The organism is Paenibacillus sp. MER 99-2 (genome assembly GCF_023714095.1).
GTDB lineage: Bacteria > Bacillota > Bacilli > Paenibacillales > Paenibacillaceae > Paenibacillus.
The window spans coordinates 2,008,580-2,025,564 of record NZ_JAMAUZ010000001.1 but is presented as its reverse complement, the minus strand read 5'-3'; the positions used below and the strand labels follow the sequence as shown (position 1 = coordinate 2,025,564).

Below are 16,985 nucleotides of genomic sequence, written 5' to 3'. Positions count from 1 at the left end.
GTAGAGAATGTATATTGAGCATGCAATCTAATATGGAGTAAAATCGATTAAAGCAAAATGATAATGATTATCATTATACATAAACGAATTATTTTGCTACAAACATAAAACATCTAGGAGTGGATCAGATCATGGGAAAATGGGGAATTATGAAAGCAGGATGGATGTCGCTTATAGCGGCAGCAATGATTACGGTGACGGGTTGCGGCTCGGCGGGCGAGCAAGCTGTGGCTCCAGTGACAACAGATCAGCCGGTACAAACAACGGCAGCGTCAAGTGAGACAACGTCTCAGGCGGAAACACGTGTCGTAAACGATGGCTTCGGGGAAGTAGAGATTCCAACCCATCCGAAGCGAATCTCAGCGCTGTATCGTGAAGATTACTTGGTTGCGCTTGGGGTGACACCTATTGTCCAATATTACAACCCAATGTGGGGCAAGCAGGATTATTTGAAGCTGGACGTACCATTGTTCGATGTGACCGGTAACATCGAAGCTTTGCTTGTATCCGAGCCTGACTTAATCATCGCTGCTGGAGAGGTTGATGCAGCACAGTATGAGTTGTATTCCAAGGTTGCGCCGACGTTCCGCATACCAGACGACGTACTTCCAGATTTACGCAAAACATTGACCTTAATCGCGGAATTGCTTGGTCTGAGTGACAAGGCGGAGGAAGTTCTTGCCGATTACGACGCACGAATTGTCGATGTGAAGGCGAAACTGAACGAAGCGATCGGCGACGAAAAGGTTGTCGTTTTACGAATGAACGTGGTAGACAAATCCATTAATATTTTCGGTATTCATAACACGTTTGTTGGACAACTCTTGTATGAGGATCTAGGGCTGAAGGCACCAGGTTTCGCTGAGGCAATGACGGAGGGCAATATCGTGCTGTCGAAGGAGGTCGTTCCGGAGCTTGACGCAGATCATATTATTATCCTGCCATCCAACGGAACATGGGAGGAAGAGAGCAATACAAAAGCACTTGAGGAAATGAAGACAGATCCATTGTGGAAGAATGTTCCTGCAATTAAGAATGGTCATGTGTATCCAGTAGAGAGATCGTATTGGCAGACGGGAGCTATTACGGCTAATGGTTTGAAGATGGATGAATTACTTCGCTTGCTGACTTCTCAGAAGTAAACATGAGTGATTAAATGCATGGGCGGGGAACCATCCGTCTGAATAAAGAACGAGTCGCTTTTCAACGAAGGTTGATAGGCGGCTCGTTTTATTTTACACTATATTCATTGAGAATGAATATCAATTAAAAGGCGGTTGATTGAAACGATGGATATTGAACAGCGCAATCAAGCTGGGACGGCGCGAGCAGTCCAATACGTGCTGCAATCGATTCGCTTCAATGTTGCGGGTGAGCAAGCAGAAGTGAATGATTGGGACGACAGGGATCGAAACGATAAGGAAGACTATGAACTGATTATTTTAACGAGCGGATCGGGACAGGGGAAATGCTATTTACAGAGGCCGGGAAGATCTTTATCGGTTAATCAGGAAATTATGAACTGCAGTCATTACCGAGTGTGCTTCGCAACAAACGGTAGTACGACAGCTTCGAGCTTGATGCCGGATAAATATGAGCTCGTCTGTTCACCTTTTGCGAAGATGATAGAACTGCTTGATGAGTTATATGGACTCCGCGAGGCGAGCGAGGAACTCGAGTTGTTTCAACGATTTGTAAGGTTTCAAGAGCTGCTGCTCTTTCTGTTCCGTCAAAATGCACCTGCATCCGAAGATGATGGAATGGATATCGAACGACAAGGGATAGAGCTTAGTATAGAGCATATTCATCAGTATTACCGTGAACTTCTCACTGTAGAGGAACTGGCATCTCTCGCAGGCGTTGATCGCTGGAAATATACCCGTCTGTTCAAAGAGGCTACGGGTCAAGTACCTCTCCAGTACTTAAATGAAGTGCGTATTAATCAAGCCAAGAAGTGGCTCGCAAGTGCCGATGACAAGCTGCTCGATATTGCGCTGAATGCAGGGTTTAACAATGAATATTATTTCAATCGTCGCTTCAAGCAGACGGTAGGCATATCACCCGGACAATATCGTCGAAGCCGTAAGGGACAGCTTAGAGTAGTCGCGCCGTATTTGGAGGATTTTATCGTTGCTTTGGATATACAGCCTATCGCCCAGTATTGGCATGCGAAATGGGGCAAACAAGACTATCTAGGTTTAAACCATATTCCAACATTTGACGAGAATGGCGGTAACTTTGACGCGCTTTCTAGTTATAATCCGGATCTGATATTGCTTATGGATCGGTATGAGCAACAGCAATATGCGCAGTGCCGACGCATATCCAATACGTGCATTCTACGTGAGCAGACTAATAATTGGCGGACACTGCTGCATACCGTCGCTGATTATTTTGGTCGAACGGAGCTAGCCGATGATGCGATTGCCAAGTATGATTCCAAAGCACGGATTGCTAGCCACTCCCTCAGTCAGATGATGAAAAGTGAGACGGTCACTTTTTTGCGTATTTCGGCTGACCACATCATCCAATATACCGAAGAAGGGCAAGGGTTTGTTTCAACTGTTCTCTATGGCGATGTTGGATTGCGCTCCCACGCTGCAGTAGGCGTTGCCTCAAAAGCCAATAGAGCGGGAATGTTCAATCTCTCTCTAGATGACTTACATAGGTTAAATGCGGATCATCTATTCATTACTTTTGATAAGTGGCATAGCCAGGCAGAAGGAAAGGAAAGGGAACTACTGGAGCAGCCAGAGTGGCTAGATCTGCCAGCTGTACGAAACAACCGCGTTTATGAGGTGGATTTTCTAACCTGGATGAATAACGGAATTATTTCTAACGGTAAAAAAATCGATGATATCCTGCGATCATTAGCCTGATACTGCTTTTGCTTATGTTTATAGCTGACTGGAAGGACTTTCTCCATTTTGTACAAAGCGACCGTCGATTCTGTCCATTGTTATTCGGGCGTTGTCGAAGCTACAATGAAGTTGATAATGATTATCAATAGCTCGGATGTTATATGAGCCGGTTGGAGGAGGAATTGAAATGACAGAGCAGCTTGAATTATACGATGTGACAATTATTGGCGGTGGTCCTGCAGGAATGTATACTGCCTTTTATAGTGGAATGCGCGATTTAAAGACGAAGTTAATCGAAGCAAAAGATGAGCTTGGTGGGCGGATGCTTATTTATCCCGAAAAAATGGTATGGGATGTTGGAGGGGTTACACCGATCCTATGTGAGAAATTAATTGCGCAATTATCGGAGCAGGCGAGGACATTCGATCCGACCATTGTATTCGGACAGCACATTGTCGGATTGGAGAAACAAGCAGATTCTACGTACATTCTGGAGGCGGCAACGGGGGAAAAGCACTGGACACGTACGGTCATTCTGGCGATTGGCCGCGGCATTTTACGAATGGCGAAGCTGGAGCTGGAAGGAGCTGAGCGCTATGAGGTATCCAATCTGCACTATACGGTGCAAGAACTGGAACCGTTTAGAGGAAAAAGAGTGCTTATTTCTGGTGGGGGTAATTCGGCTGTCGATTGGGCAAACGAGCTAGTTTCGATCGCTGCTCAGGTTACAGTTGTACATCGACGAGACCGTTTCGGTGGGCATGAGAAAAACATTGCTCGAATGAAAGAGTCTTCTGCCGAGGTGCTTACGCCATATGAAGTCACGCAATTGTACAGTGGTAACGGAAAAGCGATTGAATGGGTGACGATTACTCATATTGAATCAGGGGATTCGCATGAATTAGAAGTAGATGAGGTTATCGTCAACCATGGACTGAAATCCGATTTTACAGGTATTAAGGATTGGGGACTGGATATGGACGATTGGAACATATTCGTCAGTCCGAAACTGGAGACGAACCTACCGGGCATCTTCGGGGCTGGTGACTTCGCCAATTACGAAAGTAAGCTTAACCTGATTGCTGGAGCATTCACGGATGCAGCCTTAGCACTTAACAGCGCCAAACTGTATTTGGATCCTGAGGCGCCAAGAATGGCCTATGTATCTTCTCATAACGAGAGATTCAAAGAAAAGAACAAGGCACTTGGTGTATCTGTTGAATAGTTTTTGATCTACAAGTTTATGATTCAATCTAAGCGCCTTGTGGCGCTTTTTTGTTGTAAATAACGAAAGAAAGGGGCGTTCCTTTGAAATGTAATTTTAAAGATAACCTGTTGTATCGCTTTATTTATGGATATAAATAGAAAAACGTTGACTAGTAAGCGTTTTCATTTTATTATAACTATTGTTAGCTAATCGATAAGGTAATTAAATGGTATAGTAAACGATATATTTTGGTTATTTTAAGTTACATTTGAGTGTTAAAAGCTACAAACTTTAGAATGAATGTTTCTATGGTTTTAGTTAACAAATTCCTATCGGAGTCTGTTAATTGAGATAAAAAAATTTAGGAGGGTAAACGAATGGTTAAGTGGAAAAAGTGTACAATCTTCACGGTAATTGCTGCACTCATGTTAGTAGTGATGGGAAGTGCAGCACCTCAAGCATCAGCAGCCAGTGGATTTTATGTAAGTGGCGGTAAGCTCTATGATTCTACAGGTAAGCCATTTTACATGCGTGGTATTAATCATGGACATTCCTGGTTCAAGAATGATCTAAACACAGCCATTCCTGCCATTGCAAAAACGGGTGCGAATACGGTTCGGATTGTTTTATCCAACGGTACCCAGTATACAAAAGACGATTTAAACTCCGTTAAAAATATTATTAATGTCGTGAATGCTAACAAAATGATTGCTGTTCTTGAAGTACATGATGCCACAGGTAAGGACGATTACAATTCGTTAGATGCTGCGGTAAACTATTGGATTAGCATCAAGGAAGCGCTGATTGGCAAAGAAGATCGTGTCATTGTGAATATTGCCAATGAATGGTATGGCACATGGAATGGAAGTGCTTGGGCAGATGGCTACAAGAAAGCTATTCCGAAATTGAGAAATGCGGGAATTAAAAATACATTGATTGTTGACGCAGCTGGCTGGGGACAATACCCACAATCCATTGTAGATTATGGACAAAGCGTATTCGCGGCTGACACTCAGAAAAACACGGTTTTCTCCATTCATATGTACGAGTATGCAGGTAAAGATGCTGCTACAGTAAAAGCTAACATGGAAAATGTTTTGAATAAAGGCTTAGCATTAATTATTGGTGAGTTTGGTGGATACCACACCAATGGAGATGTAGATGAGTATGCAATTATGAAATATGGTCAGGAGAAAGGGGTAGGCTGGCTCGCTTGGTCTTGGTATGGCAACGGCTCAGGACTGCAGTATCTAGACATGGCCACAGGTCCTAACGGAAGCTTGACCAGTTTCGGTAACACCGTCGTAAATTACACATATGGAATCAAAAACACTTCGGTAAAAGCTGGTATCTTTTAATCTTGTCGGACTTTTTGAATAACGTGTAGTTCATTAATGTATCTGTATCGGTTGTCAGAAGCAAACTAGTTGTAGAATAATGAACAAACGCAGCTGTTAAGATTAGCTGCGTTTGTTGCTTTTTATTTACGAATTAAGATTGTACAGACCAGGCGAATATGCTCACTGAACTTTTTCTATGTTTGTTGCTTCACCTTGAATTGGATTACTCTCTTCGTACATACCTGTCGTCCAAACCCTAACTTTATCACCAATTTCGGCAGTAAACCGAATTCCTGTAGTTGCAAGTATATATTGTTGTTTAGCGTCATCACTTGTTATTACTGTTATAGTTGACCCCTCTTTTTCTAAAACTATCGCTTCAAAATTTTCATTGGGATTCACTTCGTTATGAGTCTCATTATTAACCGTATTAATCCCGCATCCAATGATCACGCACGACATTAATAATAAAATCGAGATGGAACTTAGTATGGTTCTCATCAATAACTATTTCTCTGCAGGAACCGTCACAGGTTCTGCCACATCAGAGACAACCCGAACATCGTCCGTGCTTGGTTTCCCGGCATCGGCAGGAACCGTCACAGGCTCCGCGACATCAGAGACAGCTCGAACATCGTTCGTACTTGGTTTTCCTGCTTCGGCAGGAACCGTCGCAGGTTGCGCCACATCAGAGACAGGGCGAGAAGCATACTCGGTTGATGTAGTGTTTTCTCTGGGATGTGTGACAGCTTCTGAGACCCCAGCTTCCGTTAAAGCGGGAGTTACATTTGGAGTAGTACTGGAAGCCAGCGTCGCGGTGGATACGCTAATGCTTGCAATGACAAAGACAGTGGTTGCCGTTACTATCCATTGCTTCTTTGTTATCTTTTTAACATCAAACATTATGGTTAGTCTCCTTTTTAATTGTTTTCCTCCTCCAGATAAAGAGGCATAGACGGATAGGGGTAGCTTCTGTGATCGAACCGTAACATTCAAAATCGTTTCGCCATAACGCTTGCGTTCTTCATGGGTCATATTCTGAACCACCGTTTCATCACAAGAAAATTCACTCCATGTATGAAGATCCTGGCGAATGAGGTGAACGAGAGGATTGAACCAGTGCACAGCGCTGACAATCAGAGCCAAAGCTTTGACCCACAGATCTTTATGCTTAAGATGAATCAATTCATGGTGAATGACTAGGTTCATGTCTAATGGGACTGCATCCTCCACAGGGAGGTATATTGTAGGTTTGATCATGCCAACCAGTAGTGGGCTTCGCACAATTGGACTGTATGCCAAGTTGACGTGATGTTGAATACCCAGTTCTTTACTTAAGCGCGAAAGCAAGAGGGCTGTTTCACTGTACTCATGCACATCCATCCGTGAATGTTTCAATGCTTTTACGAACTTCCAGTAGCAATAGATTTGCCATGTCAAAAAAATGAGTACACCCATTGCCCAAATACTTAACAGTAGATAAGCAGTTGTAGAGGAAATGCTCCACGCTGGCATAATCGCTGTTTCAAGCTTGCTTGGAAGTGAGTCAGGCTGAGCAAGGAATGTGCCTGAAGGTTGAGTGAATAGAAAGCCTGAAAACCATGACATTCCGAAAGATATAGGTAGCAGATACAAAGCGACAGCCATTTTACACAGTCTGTAGCCCCAGTGGGGTGGAATTAAATGAGTAGGCGCTAGCCGTAGTACAAGAATACAAGCGGCAACTATGCTTCCAGCCACGGATAAAGTGACTAGTATTTGGAGAAAGCTATTCATGTTTGGCACCTACTTTTCCGACAGCCATTTTTTTAGTTCAGAGATGTCTTCCTCTGAAAGCTTATCCCCGTCATACATGGCTGAAACGAGATTTTTAACGGAGCCTTGATAGAGCCCATCGAGTACAGTTTTGGTTTTCTGGAGCTTGTAATCCTCTGGCATAAGAAGAGGCTCATAATGGTTAGTTCGACCATGTCTTGTAACGGTTAGAGCTCCTTTATCAACCAGTCTGGACAGAAAAGTAGAGATGGTCTGTGCCTTCCACGCTCTTCCTTTATCTTTAAACAGGTCTAACAATTCAGTAGAGGTGACTGGAGGAGTACATGACCAGATCACTTCCATCAGTTCTAGCTCAGTTTCGGACAAATTTTGGTTATGGTGCACCCTGTGCACTCCTTTCAAACGTTATGCGTCCATAACGAAAGTTTTATTACTACACTACGTAGTACATATAAACTACTACAACATGTAGTATATAGTCAAGCATCCTTCATTTAATGAAAAAGAAACAAGACAGGCAATCTATCAGCTACTTAAGCTTTTTAGGATTGCTTCCAAAATGAAGTAGGATCATATGTAAATGGGAAGGATGATGTTGTTTCGATTAGACTAGTCGCGGAATTAAGATCGAAAAATAAAATAAACACGATTGACAATTGATTCAGAGTCAAATATAATTGACTCAAGATCAAATAAACATTGTGGAGGCTACACAACATGAGTAAACAAGTTGCTTTAATTACAGGCGCATCGTCAGGAATCGGTAAGGAGGCTGCACTTGAGCTGAGAGACAAAGGTTTCACGGTGTATGCTGCAGCTCGTCGGATTGACCAAATGAAGGATCTTGCGAACAAAGGTATTCGTCCCATTTCCATGGATGTAACGAATGAAGAATCCATGATTGCAGCGGTCAATGAAATTTTAAGCAAAGAAGGTCGTATTGATGTACTGGTAAACAATGCCGGATACGGGTCTTACGGTGCGCTTGAGGATGTTCCCATGGAAGAAGCGCGGCGGCAGATGGAAGTGAACGTGTTTGGACTTGCAAGGCTGATTCAGCTGGTGGTACCGAGCATGCGAAAACACAAGTTCGGGAAAATTGTGAATGTCTCTTCAATGGGGGGGAAGATTTGGACCAACTTCGGTGCATGGTACCATGCGACCAAGTTTGCCGTGGAAGGCCTTTCGGATTGCCTGCGTTTAGAACTGGAACCTTTCGGCATTGATGTTATCGTGGTAGAACCAGGCGGAATCAAAACAGATTGGGGCATCATTGCTGCCGAACATCTGAAGAAGGTATCTGCGAACGGGCCATATGCTGAAGCGGCTAACAAGTCGGCAGAGGGAATGATCAAAAACTATACAGGCAATCAGCTTTCGAAGCCGGAACTCATCGCACGTACGATTGGAAAAGCAGTGACGGTGAGAAGACCGAAGACACGTTATCTGGTGGGATTCATGGCAAAACCAATGGTATTCATGAAAAATGTATTTGGGGATCGCGCTTACGACAGGATTATTAAAATGTTTGGCTAAAACGTAGCATGGGAGAGGGAGTCTATAATGTATACATTCGAATCGAAATTACCAAAAACGACAACGTATTGGAAAGAAGACGGAATCTTTTTTATCAAACATACCAATTTTATGGTGAGTACAGAAGAAATACTGGCTATTGGAGAATTGCTAAAAGAAGCTCATCGAGATAAAAGCACAACAGCAATCGTCATAAACAATCGGGAAGCCAAAGGAGCCTGGACGCAGGAAGCCAATCAGGTTTGGTTGGAGGTAACGGCCGAGTTTAATTATGTGATGCCCAAAAAAGTTGCGACATTAACCAACGATGCGATAGCAACTATGCAAATTAACCGGCTGACCCGAAGTCACGGAGCGGAGAAAATGTCGCGAGCATTCTGCAATGACTATGACGAGTCGGTAAAGGCATTCTTTCACGAATAAAAGATAGACCATGACGTTGAAGCTTAACTCCTGATCGATGAGCTATCTATTACAGATCGAATGGAGTGGTTGCGATTATGGATCAAGCGGCTGAAATGATTTTGAATCTTCAAGCCGAAGCCTCGATCATCACAGGTTGCAAGCTATCAGCGACATTGCCGGAAGAAGTCAATGACATAATCAAGCAGAACAATCTAGATGGACTCCAACGTAGTTTCAAGGAGGATGTTCTGAAAACAATGAATTGTTATCTGGACGGATACCATATGAATTATCTCCCTCAAATCAACTGAGGCATACAAGGATTTATTTACTTACACGGAGGAAAAGGATGAACAATCGAGATCATACAAATACAGCTGTTGTCGCTGGGGCTACAGGAATGATGGGCAAGCAGCTGGTTCAATTATTGCTTGAGGATACTGCTTATAAACGAGTGATTGTACTGGTACGCCGTAGTGTTGGCATCACGCATCCAAAGCTTGAGGAGCGCATAGTCAATTTTGATCGATTGGAGAGTGAAGTTGGTGCGGATATCCTTCAGCATGCAGATGTTTTCTGCACTTTGGGAACCACGATGCAGCAAGCAGGCTCCAAGGAAGCTTTTCGAAAAGTAGATTTTGAATATCCTCTGTCTTTGGCCAAGCTTGCTCTCCAGCATCATTCCGCCAGTTATATTATTGTGACAGCGATGTGGGCATCTGAACAGTCATGGATGTTCTACACACGTGTGAAGGGGGAATTGGAACGGGAGCTTTTGTCTCTCGGACTACCTCGTCTCGTGATCTTACGTCCTTCTCTATTGACTGGAGACCGTGAAGGTGAAAGTTTGGGGGATCGTGCAACTGAAGTGATTTTCCGAATAATCGATCCTTTCTTGATTGGTCCCCTTGCCAGGATGAAAGCCATTGAGTGCAAGAAGGTGGCGAAGGCGATGATCGTCAAAGCGTGTGAAACAAAACCAGCAGTCGAAGTACTGGAGTCAGAGATAATCCCACAAGTGGACTATGCAAGAGTTTGATAAATCTCTCATTCAGGAAGTAGCTGTTTAAAAAACCGTAATCGTAAAAGATTGCGGTTTTTGTGCACTCTTTTTTGGCATTATTCAAGATGCGACTGGAGGATCGTATGTTGATCACGGTACTGCTGTGGAGTCTGTCCAAACCGCTCCTGAAATTTTTTGTAAAAATAACTCAGATTATTCTGTCCGGTAAGGGAAGCAATATCGTATATTGGCCGTTCCGTATGAGCTAATAAAAAGGAAGCATACTTTAATTTTTCACTCAATACCAGCTCCTTGAAACTGAAACCGGTTGTTCTCTTAATTAAGGTGGATAGATACTTGGAATTAAAGTTAAAATGTTCAGCCGTAGATGCAAGTGTACATTCCATATAATGCTTCTCGATATAGTTCAGAATAGATATCATATCTAGGGTGCTTCCTTTTAAATCCGTCATTTGATTCGTGTCATATTGAAAAACGCGTAACAGCTCATAGAAAATAAGCAGCATATAAGAATCAATAATCTCTGCCGATCCAAGAGATTTATCGTAAAATTCGCATAGCAATTGTTTGAACAAAATTGGAATATTAACATTGTTTTCGCTATGAAAAATAATGTATCGATGATGATTATGTCGATCCGAAATAGCGCTGGTGAGGAACTGTAATAAAATCCCGTTGTTCGCCAGTTTGCTCAAGAAGGAAGAGTTAAAATAGGGTTTGCGAATCAACACATTAATAATAATATCGTCCTCGGTAGTACTCAGAATAGAATGAGGCATTTCAGTATCCAGAATACATATTTGTCCTTGTTTCAGTGTAACTCTATTCCCATTGATGATCTGCGAGCATTGTCCTGAATAAACAAAATTTAGTTCGATATAGGAGTGAACGTGGAGTGGAACTTCAGCATAACGAATGTGCTTAGAGATAGAGATATTGTCCTTCTCGGGCAGTGAATCGGGAAAAATATAAGCTTTCTCGCCGTTCTCCAAAATTCGTTGTTCTAAGGACTCGTAAATCTGAGAAATCAGTGTTGGATTTTGTTTATAAAAATATTCCCGATCCGTAAACTTTCGAAGCTCTGCATCTAGTTGATCATGATTCATAAGTTTACCTCCTAAACGGCCAAATTCAACTACAGGAATTTTGATAGTCAATAACGAACCGTTTGATATTTCGCACTTAAATTGGAAGCGCTATATTTAATGTAATCACATTATAAGTGTTTGTTTGACACTATTTCATCTGATTTCAATCTCGAAATATGTTGTTTTATGTTTGTTTATGATTGATTATATCTTATCACAATGAGGGTATGATATAAAATTTTGTTACTGCTCTGCGTTATTACAGTGCAGGTTGAGAAGGGAGAGTAACTGCGTGAGAAAAGTGATCGAGGTTTTGGAACATAGGGAAAACAATTATATTTTGCCATTCTTTTGGCAGCATGGTGAAGAGGAAGCTGTGTTGCGTAAGCATATGCAAGTGATCTATGAGAGCGGTATATACGCTGTTTGTGTGGAGTCAAGACCACATCCTGATTATGTTGGGCCAAAATGGTGGCATGATCTGGACATTATTATGGATGAAGCTCGAATGCGTGGCATGAAGGTATGGGTATTGGATGATGCACATTTCCCAACCGGGTCTGCCGTAGGTAAAATTCAATCCGACTACCCACAATACCAGAAACAATTCCTGAAATTACACCAGCAAGACTTTGTTGGCCCTCAGTCTCAAGCAGGAGTTCTGGTCAAATGGGCGATGTTGCCGTCAGATCAGATTATAGGTATCGTTGCTGCGCGAAAAGTCGGTTCGGATGAGATTGATGCAGATTCATTGATTAATTTGACGGAATTTTTGCACGAAGGAATTGTTCATTGGGATATTCCGGAAGGTCGCTGGCGGGTGTTCACGATCGTGCAGACTACCAAGGGAGGGGAACAAGCGACAGAAGGTTACCTCAATCCATTAGTACCTGAAGCGACACGGATTCTCATAGATACGGTGTACGAAGCTCATTATGAAAGGTATCAACAGGATTTTGGAAATACATTTGCTGGATTTTTCTCTGACGAGCCTAGGTTTGGTAACGTCAAAGGCCCGCTCGCCTCAATCGGAAGATTCGACATGATGCTTCCTTGGCGAGATGATCTAACAACTCATCTTCAAGAAAATTATCCTGACGGGGATGTTATTCGTCATCTACCGTTGCTTTGGGCGAATGCGGGTACTGAGGGTCACCGTACACGTTATTATTACATGGATCTGATATCCAGATTATATGGAGAGCATTTTACACAGCAACTCGGAGATTGGTGCCGGGAACATGGTGTGGAATATATCGGTCATGTCATTGAGGATAACAATGCACATGCTCGATTGGGCTATGGAGCGGGACATTTCTATCGTAGTTTATGGGGGCAGGATATGTCCGGAATTGATGTAGTATTACATCAAATTATGCCGGGTATGGACGATGGTTATTTCAAAGCACTCACGGCGACAGGCTGGGATGGGGAGTTTTTCCATTATGCTTTGGCTAAAATGGGCGCATCCCTAGGGCATCTGGATCCCAAAAAACGGGGACGCACCATGTGCGAAGTGTATGGAGCATATGGTTTCGGTGAAGGACTGAAACTAATGAAGTGGCTAACAGATCATATGCTGGTTAGGGGCGTCAATCAATTTGTCCCCCATGCTTTCTCACCTAAGGAATATCCAGATCCTGATTGTCCACCACATCTTTATGCCAATGGACATGACCCACAATACCGGTACTTGCCAGTTCTTACTCACTACATCAATAGAGTTAGTCACCTACTATCAGATGGTTTACACATTGCACCTGCAGCTATTTTATATCATGCAGAGGCGGAGTGGTCGGGAGACTATATGCTGTTTCAAAAACCTGCACGGGAACTGATGCAGCATCAAATTGATTTTGACGTTATTTCTGTGGATATGCTGCTATCTGCCAAAGTGTGCGGCCAAACGTTTGCAATGAATGGCGAACAATTTTCTACACTCATCATTCCATATGCTGAAGCACTGCCTAGTTCACTTTTAGCAAAATTGTGTGCAATGGCCGCAGCGGGGATTCAGCTCTACATTTTGAATAGTCTACCTGAACGATCTAGTGAAGGCGGCTCTATTGTCGAAGCCCATCATTATTTAAGTTCAAGCAACAACGTACATGTGATAGACCTTGCCAGCCTGGCATCTGCGTTGATAGATGCTGGTCTGAATGAAATATCTGTATCCGAGTTTCAGCCTTACTTGAGATATTATCATTACCAACATCTTGATGGTGAAGTTTATATGTTCTTTAATGAAGACCCGGCAAAAACAATAAGTACGACAATCAATCTTCCAATCGGTGAAGTTGGAAGAGATTGGCTTGCATATAACGCATTGTCCAATTCGTTGCATCCATTGGCTATGGAACTGAACAACGGTATGTATTCTTTCGAGCTGGAACTGTCGAAATATGAATCAATCATTATTTTACAAAGTGATGAAGCAATGGGACAGCATATTCAGGAAACATATTTAGAGAAAGTATACGATCACCGTATTTCGATTAACGGGGAATGGAATGTATCTCTTGCGAATGCGGCGCAATATCCTCAATTTGTGGAACACGGAGTTTATAAAGAGCTTAAATCACTCGCGCTACCAGGGGATGTGCCAAGGTTCTCCGGAACAGTACGGTACGAGATCGAGTTTAGTCTAGATTATGTTCCGAGTCAGGCTCAACTTCTGATTGATGAACCCTACGAGGTTGTCCAAGTATGGCTTAACCAGCAAGATCTGGGTACACGAATTTGTCCGCCTTATACCTTTGACATTGATGGAAGTTTACAAAAAGGGCAGAATCGCCTGGTTATTGAAGTGACTAATACGCTAGTGAAAGAACAGCAAGATTACCTATCGCAATATTTAATTCAAGAACCAACAGGAATTGTGGGCAGCGTATTTATACAATACTAGATCTGGTTACTATGAGCAGCAGGAGTATAGCATTAGAACTGTTGACTGCTGCTCATCTAACACAGGTTGCAGAGGAGAGACAGACATGAATCATCGGCAATTGGCGGAAAATGTATTGAAGAGTGTTGGCGGTCAATCTAACATTAACAAAGTAAGTCATTGTGTCACACGCCTGCGATTTGAACTGAAGGACATACAGTTACCAAATACAGATGAGATTAAAAAAATGGACGGTGTACTAACGGTCATCCAGCAAGGTGGGCAATATCAGGTTGTTATTGGTAATCAAGTCGTTCCGGTGTTTAATGAATTGCAGTCGTTCCTTGGAGGTAAAGCGGAGCAGGAATCAGAATCAGAAGCAGCAGCTCCTGATCAGAAGAAAAAGCTGTTTGAACGTTTTACGACCATGATTTCAGGTGTATTTATGCCTATTATGGGAGCGTTTGCTGCAAGCGGTATCATCAAGGGGTTACTTGCGTGTTTGTCCGCTTTTGGAGTTCTAACCGCAACAGATGGAACCTACATCGTTCTGAATGCTATTGGAGATACTGTTTTTTATTTCTCCCCAGTCTTTATAGGTGGATCTGCAGCTAAATATTTTGGGTTAAATCAATATCTGGGTATGATGATTGGTGGAGCCTTGGTTTATCCGAGTTTGCTCGGGTTCGTCGGAGCCGAACAAAAGCTAACCTTTTTAAACGTACCTATCAACATGGTAAACTACAGTTCATCAGTATTTCCCGCCATTGTAGCCGTTTGGTTTGCCTCAATATTGTATCGTTGGATAGACAAAGGAGTGCCTAGCGGGTTTAAATATTTTGTCACACCTTTAGTCGTGTCCTTGATTACAGTACCCATTACTCTGTTTGTTATCGGTCCGTCGATCACATACCTCAGTAACGGGCTCGCACAAGTAACAACGATGATCTATAATTTTAGTCCGATTTTAGCTGGCTTGGTGCTTGGAGGACCTTGGATTCTCATCGTAATGTTTGGTCTGCACTGGGCATTTGTACCGATCTTCTTCAATAATATGATGACCCTGGGTCATGATCCAATTATGGGTTTATTAGTTGGCAATCAGTTTGCGATGGCTGGTGCGGCAATGGCATACGGGCTTCGCGTCGTTGATAAAAAGCAGAAGTCACTGGGGATTTCTACCGGTGGGACAGCCTTGCTTGGCGTAAGTGAACCAGCGTTATATGGAGTACTGCTACCCAATAAAAAACCATTAATTATGGCTATAATCGCCGGTAGTTTAGGCGGTGTTATAGGTGGAGCGATGTTAGCCAAAGTTTACGCGTTTGTTCCATCTGGCATATTTGCTATAACTGGCGTCATTAACCCAGCTGGTATTGATATTGGATTTTATGGATATTTGTTAGAAATGATAGTAGGTCTATTGTTAGGTTTTGTTTTGACGTATATCTGGGGTACCAACAAGAAGTCACCTGCTACGAATGAAGTCGTTTCCATTCCTCCACAGAACGTAGGGCATTCAGATTTAACAAGTTCTCATATCATCGTTCACAGTCCGATGTCTGGTCAGCTCGTTCACTTGTCTGAGGTGACAGATGAGGCATTTTCAAGTGGTGCAATGGGAAAAGGTGTCGCAATTATCCCATCCAGCGGAACTGTGGTTTCTCCAGTTAACGGCGTTATCGCTACTGTGACCAAGTCCAAACATGCGATTGCTATTCTTGGAGATCAGGGAGAGGAGATCTTGATCCATGTAGGAATGGATACCGTCAAAATGAAAGGAGAAGGCTTCACTCTTCAAGTGAAGGAGGGTGACGTCGTTAACGTTGGAGATGTGTTGATGGAGGTGGACTTATCCTTGATCAAGGAACATGGATTTGAACTGATTACCCCGGTTATTGTAACAAACAGTTCATCCTATTCATCGATTACGTTGACTGACAAACCGAAGGAACGAGAAATAGTTTCAGGTTCACCTATGATTAGCATTACACCTTAGCATCGGAATAATGATCTCCTGTATACAAGCAGACACTGCCCTAAGGTGGTGTCTGCTTTTGTTGTAATTTTTATTTGGAGTTGTTTAATTTTGACTCTGGGTTAATAAACGTTTTAAAATGATGTTGAATGGAGTGATAGACATTATGGCGAAACGTGCAATGACCCCCGAGGCAAAAGCCCTTAAAGCGAAGGCTATTATGGATAAAGCAGCCGAAATGTTTCTTGAATTGGAATATGATAAAATTAAGATGTCTGATATCGCCAAGCAGATGGGGATGTCCAATGGAATTTTATTTGTGTATTTCAAAACAAAAGAAGCATTGTTTTTCAGTGTATTGTGCAGAGAATACGTGAAAAGGCTGGATCGTTTGGGTGAGATGGTATTACGTATGCCTGTACGAAGTTTTGAGGACTTCAAAACTCTGCTTATGGATGAGCTGATGGAATTAGTTGACGATAATCCACTTTACGTCAAACTGGAATCGATGCGTACAGCCGTGTTCGAGAAGAACGTGGATGCAGAAACCATGTTAAATCACAAGCTCGATCTCTATAAACGTATGACTGCTCTGGTGACGATCATATGTGAATTCGAAGCCGTGACTCCTGAGGACGTAATGGAAATATTACAGGCTGAGGCGTCCATTATGACGGGCTGTAAACTAACTGCAACGTTGCCTGAGGAGGTTGTCGAGATCATTAAGCAGAATGGACTGGACGGTCTTCAACGCAATTTCAGGGAAGATGTTCGGAAAACCATGCTAAGTTACTTGGACGGCTACTACAATAACTTTATAGTTACCCGTTTCTCAGAAGGAAAGGCAGATCATTAATTCGGATACTGCACAAAAGTCGCTAATTAG

General features: G+C 42.7%; 15 protein-coding genes. 11 read left to right on the top strand and 4 right to left on the bottom strand.

The features are described 5' to 3' along the window. Positions 1 to 131 precede the first annotated feature (131 nt). The 4 genes from M3636_RS09100 to M3636_RS09085 all read left to right on the top strand — a co-directional run bounded on the left by M3636_RS09100 (position 132) and on the right by M3636_RS09085 (position 5,426). Positions 132 to 1,142, top strand: coding sequence for an ABC transporter substrate-binding protein (locus M3636_RS09100; RefSeq protein ID WP_251382215.1), 1,011 nt, complete (start codon positions 132 to 134; stop codon positions 1,140 to 1,142). A 147-nt stretch (positions 1,143 to 1,289) separates the two neighbouring features. Continuing rightward, a complete protein-coding gene (locus M3636_RS09095) occupies positions 1,290 to 2,879 on the top strand; it encodes a helix-turn-helix domain-containing protein (RefSeq protein WP_251382214.1) in 1,590 nt (529 codons plus the stop codon). A 169-nt stretch (positions 2,880 to 3,048) separates the two neighbouring features. Next, positions 3,049 to 4,086, top strand: a complete 1,038-nt coding sequence (locus M3636_RS09090; RefSeq protein ID WP_251382213.1) for an NAD(P)/FAD-dependent oxidoreductase — start codon at positions 3,049 to 3,051, stop codon at positions 4,084 to 4,086. Positions 4,087 to 4,493: 407 nt separating this feature from the next. Next, on the top strand, positions 4,494 to 5,426 hold the full coding sequence (locus tag M3636_RS09085; protein WP_483311513.1) for a glycoside hydrolase family 5 protein: 933 nt from the start codon (positions 4,494 to 4,496) through the stop codon (positions 5,424 to 5,426). 162 nt (positions 5,427 to 5,588) lie between these two features. On the opposite strand, the gene M3636_RS09080 is transcribed toward M3636_RS09085, so the two are convergent. The 3 genes from M3636_RS09080 to M3636_RS09070 form a co-directional block, all read right to left on the bottom strand. Continuing rightward, complete coding sequence (locus tag M3636_RS09080) at positions 5,589 to 5,810, bottom strand: DUF3221 domain-containing protein (protein WP_251382211.1); 222 nt, start codon at positions 5,808 to 5,810, stop codon at positions 5,589 to 5,591. Positions 5,811 to 5,915: 105 nt separating this feature from the next. Next, on the bottom strand, positions 5,916 to 7,184 hold the full coding sequence (locus tag M3636_RS09075; RefSeq protein ID WP_251382210.1) for a M56 family metallopeptidase: 1,269 nt from the start codon (positions 7,182 to 7,184) through the stop codon (positions 5,916 to 5,918). Positions 7,185 to 7,193: 9 nt separating this feature from the next. Beyond that, positions 7,194 to 7,568, bottom strand: a complete 375-nt coding sequence (locus tag M3636_RS09070) for a BlaI/MecI/CopY family transcriptional regulator (protein WP_251382209.1) — start codon at positions 7,566 to 7,568, stop codon at positions 7,194 to 7,196. Positions 7,569 to 7,901: 333 nt separating this feature from the next. On the opposite strand from M3636_RS09070, the gene M3636_RS09065 reads away from it, so the two are divergent. The 4 genes from M3636_RS09065 (at position 7,902) to M3636_RS09050 (ending at position 10,164) form a co-directional block, all read left to right on the top strand. Beyond that, positions 7,902 to 8,720 (top strand): oxidoreductase, encoded by an 819-nt coding sequence (locus M3636_RS09065; RefSeq protein ID WP_251382208.1) that lies wholly within the window; start codon positions 7,902 to 7,904, stop codon positions 8,718 to 8,720. A gap of 27 nt (positions 8,721 to 8,747) precedes the next feature. Next, positions 8,748 to 9,143 (top strand): hypothetical protein, encoded by a 396-nt coding sequence (locus tag M3636_RS09060; protein WP_251382207.1) that lies wholly within the window; start codon positions 8,748 to 8,750, stop codon positions 9,141 to 9,143. A gap of 77 nt (positions 9,144 to 9,220) precedes the next feature. Next, entirely contained in the window at positions 9,221 to 9,436 is a 216-nt protein-coding gene (locus tag M3636_RS09055; protein ID WP_251382206.1) for a hypothetical protein, read from the top strand. A 38-nt stretch (positions 9,437 to 9,474) separates the two neighbouring features. Then, positions 9,475 to 10,164 carry an NAD-dependent epimerase/dehydratase family protein gene (locus M3636_RS09050; RefSeq protein ID WP_251382205.1) on the top strand — a complete coding sequence of 230 codons (690 nt, stop codon included), beginning with the start codon at positions 9,475 to 9,477 and terminating at the stop codon, positions 10,162 to 10,164. Positions 10,165 to 10,244: 80 nt separating this feature from the next. Here the strand turns inward: M3636_RS09050 and M3636_RS09045 are convergent, their stop codons facing one another. Next, a complete protein-coding gene (locus M3636_RS09045; protein ID WP_251382204.1) occupies positions 10,245 to 11,255 on the bottom strand; it encodes a helix-turn-helix domain-containing protein in 1,011 nt (336 codons plus the stop codon). A 274-nt stretch (positions 11,256 to 11,529) separates the two neighbouring features. Here M3636_RS09045 and M3636_RS09040 point away from each other — a divergent pair, with 274 nt between their 5' ends. The 3 genes from M3636_RS09040 (at position 11,530) to M3636_RS09030 (ending at position 16,955) form a co-directional block, all read left to right on the top strand. After that, positions 11,530 to 14,142: a glycosyl hydrolase gene (locus M3636_RS09040; protein ID WP_251382203.1), complete on the top strand. Its 2,613-nt coding sequence runs from the start codon at positions 11,530 to 11,532 to the stop codon at positions 14,140 to 14,142. Between the two features lie 85 nt (positions 14,143 to 14,227). Then, positions 14,228 to 16,120: a beta-glucoside-specific PTS transporter subunit IIABC gene (locus M3636_RS09035; RefSeq protein WP_251382202.1), complete on the top strand. Its 1,893-nt coding sequence runs from the start codon at positions 14,228 to 14,230 to the stop codon at positions 16,118 to 16,120. A 145-nt stretch (positions 16,121 to 16,265) separates the two neighbouring features. Next, a complete protein-coding gene (locus M3636_RS09030) occupies positions 16,266 to 16,955 on the top strand; it encodes a TetR/AcrR family transcriptional regulator (RefSeq protein ID WP_128102328.1) in 690 nt (229 codons plus the stop codon). Positions 16,956 to 16,985: the final 30 nt, after the last annotated feature.

What these genes read in the sequence shown, in the direction of transcription:
- M3636_RS09090 (WP_251382213.1), top strand. Translation starts at nt 3,049, where the DNA reads ATGACAGAGCAGCTTGAATTATACGATGTGACAATTATTGGCGGTGGT.
- M3636_RS09095 (WP_251382214.1), top strand. Translation starts at nt 1,290, where the DNA reads ATGGATATTGAACAGCGCAATCAAGCTGGGACGGCGCGAGCAGTCCAA.
- M3636_RS09030 (WP_128102328.1), top strand. Translation starts at nt 16,266, where the DNA reads ATGGCGAAACGTGCAATGACCCCCGAGGCAAAAGCCCTTAAAGCGAAG.
- M3636_RS09085 (WP_483311513.1), top strand. Translation starts at nt 4,494, where the DNA reads ATGTTAGTAGTGATGGGAAGTGCAGCACCTCAAGCATCAGCAGCCAGT.
- M3636_RS09075 (WP_251382210.1), bottom strand. Translation starts at nt 7,184, where the DNA reads ATGAATAGCTTTCTCCAAATACTAGTCACTTTATCCGTGGCTGGAAGC.
- M3636_RS09055 (WP_251382206.1), top strand. Translation starts at nt 9,221, where the DNA reads ATGGATCAAGCGGCTGAAATGATTTTGAATCTTCAAGCCGAAGCCTCG.
- M3636_RS09035 (WP_251382202.1), top strand. Translation starts at nt 14,228, where the DNA reads ATGAATCATCGGCAATTGGCGGAAAATGTATTGAAGAGTGTTGGCGGT.
- M3636_RS09045 (WP_251382204.1), bottom strand. Translation starts at nt 11,255, where the DNA reads ATGAATCATGATCAACTAGATGCAGAGCTTCGAAAGTTTACGGATCGG.
- M3636_RS09060 (WP_251382207.1), top strand. Translation starts at nt 8,748, where the DNA reads ATGTATACATTCGAATCGAAATTACCAAAAACGACAACGTATTGGAAA.
- M3636_RS09100 (WP_251382215.1), top strand. Translation starts at nt 132, where the DNA reads ATGGGAAAATGGGGAATTATGAAAGCAGGATGGATGTCGCTTATAGCG.
- M3636_RS09065 (WP_251382208.1), top strand. Translation starts at nt 7,902, where the DNA reads ATGAGTAAACAAGTTGCTTTAATTACAGGCGCATCGTCAGGAATCGGT.
- M3636_RS09050 (WP_251382205.1), top strand. Translation starts at nt 9,475, where the DNA reads ATGAACAATCGAGATCATACAAATACAGCTGTTGTCGCTGGGGCTACA.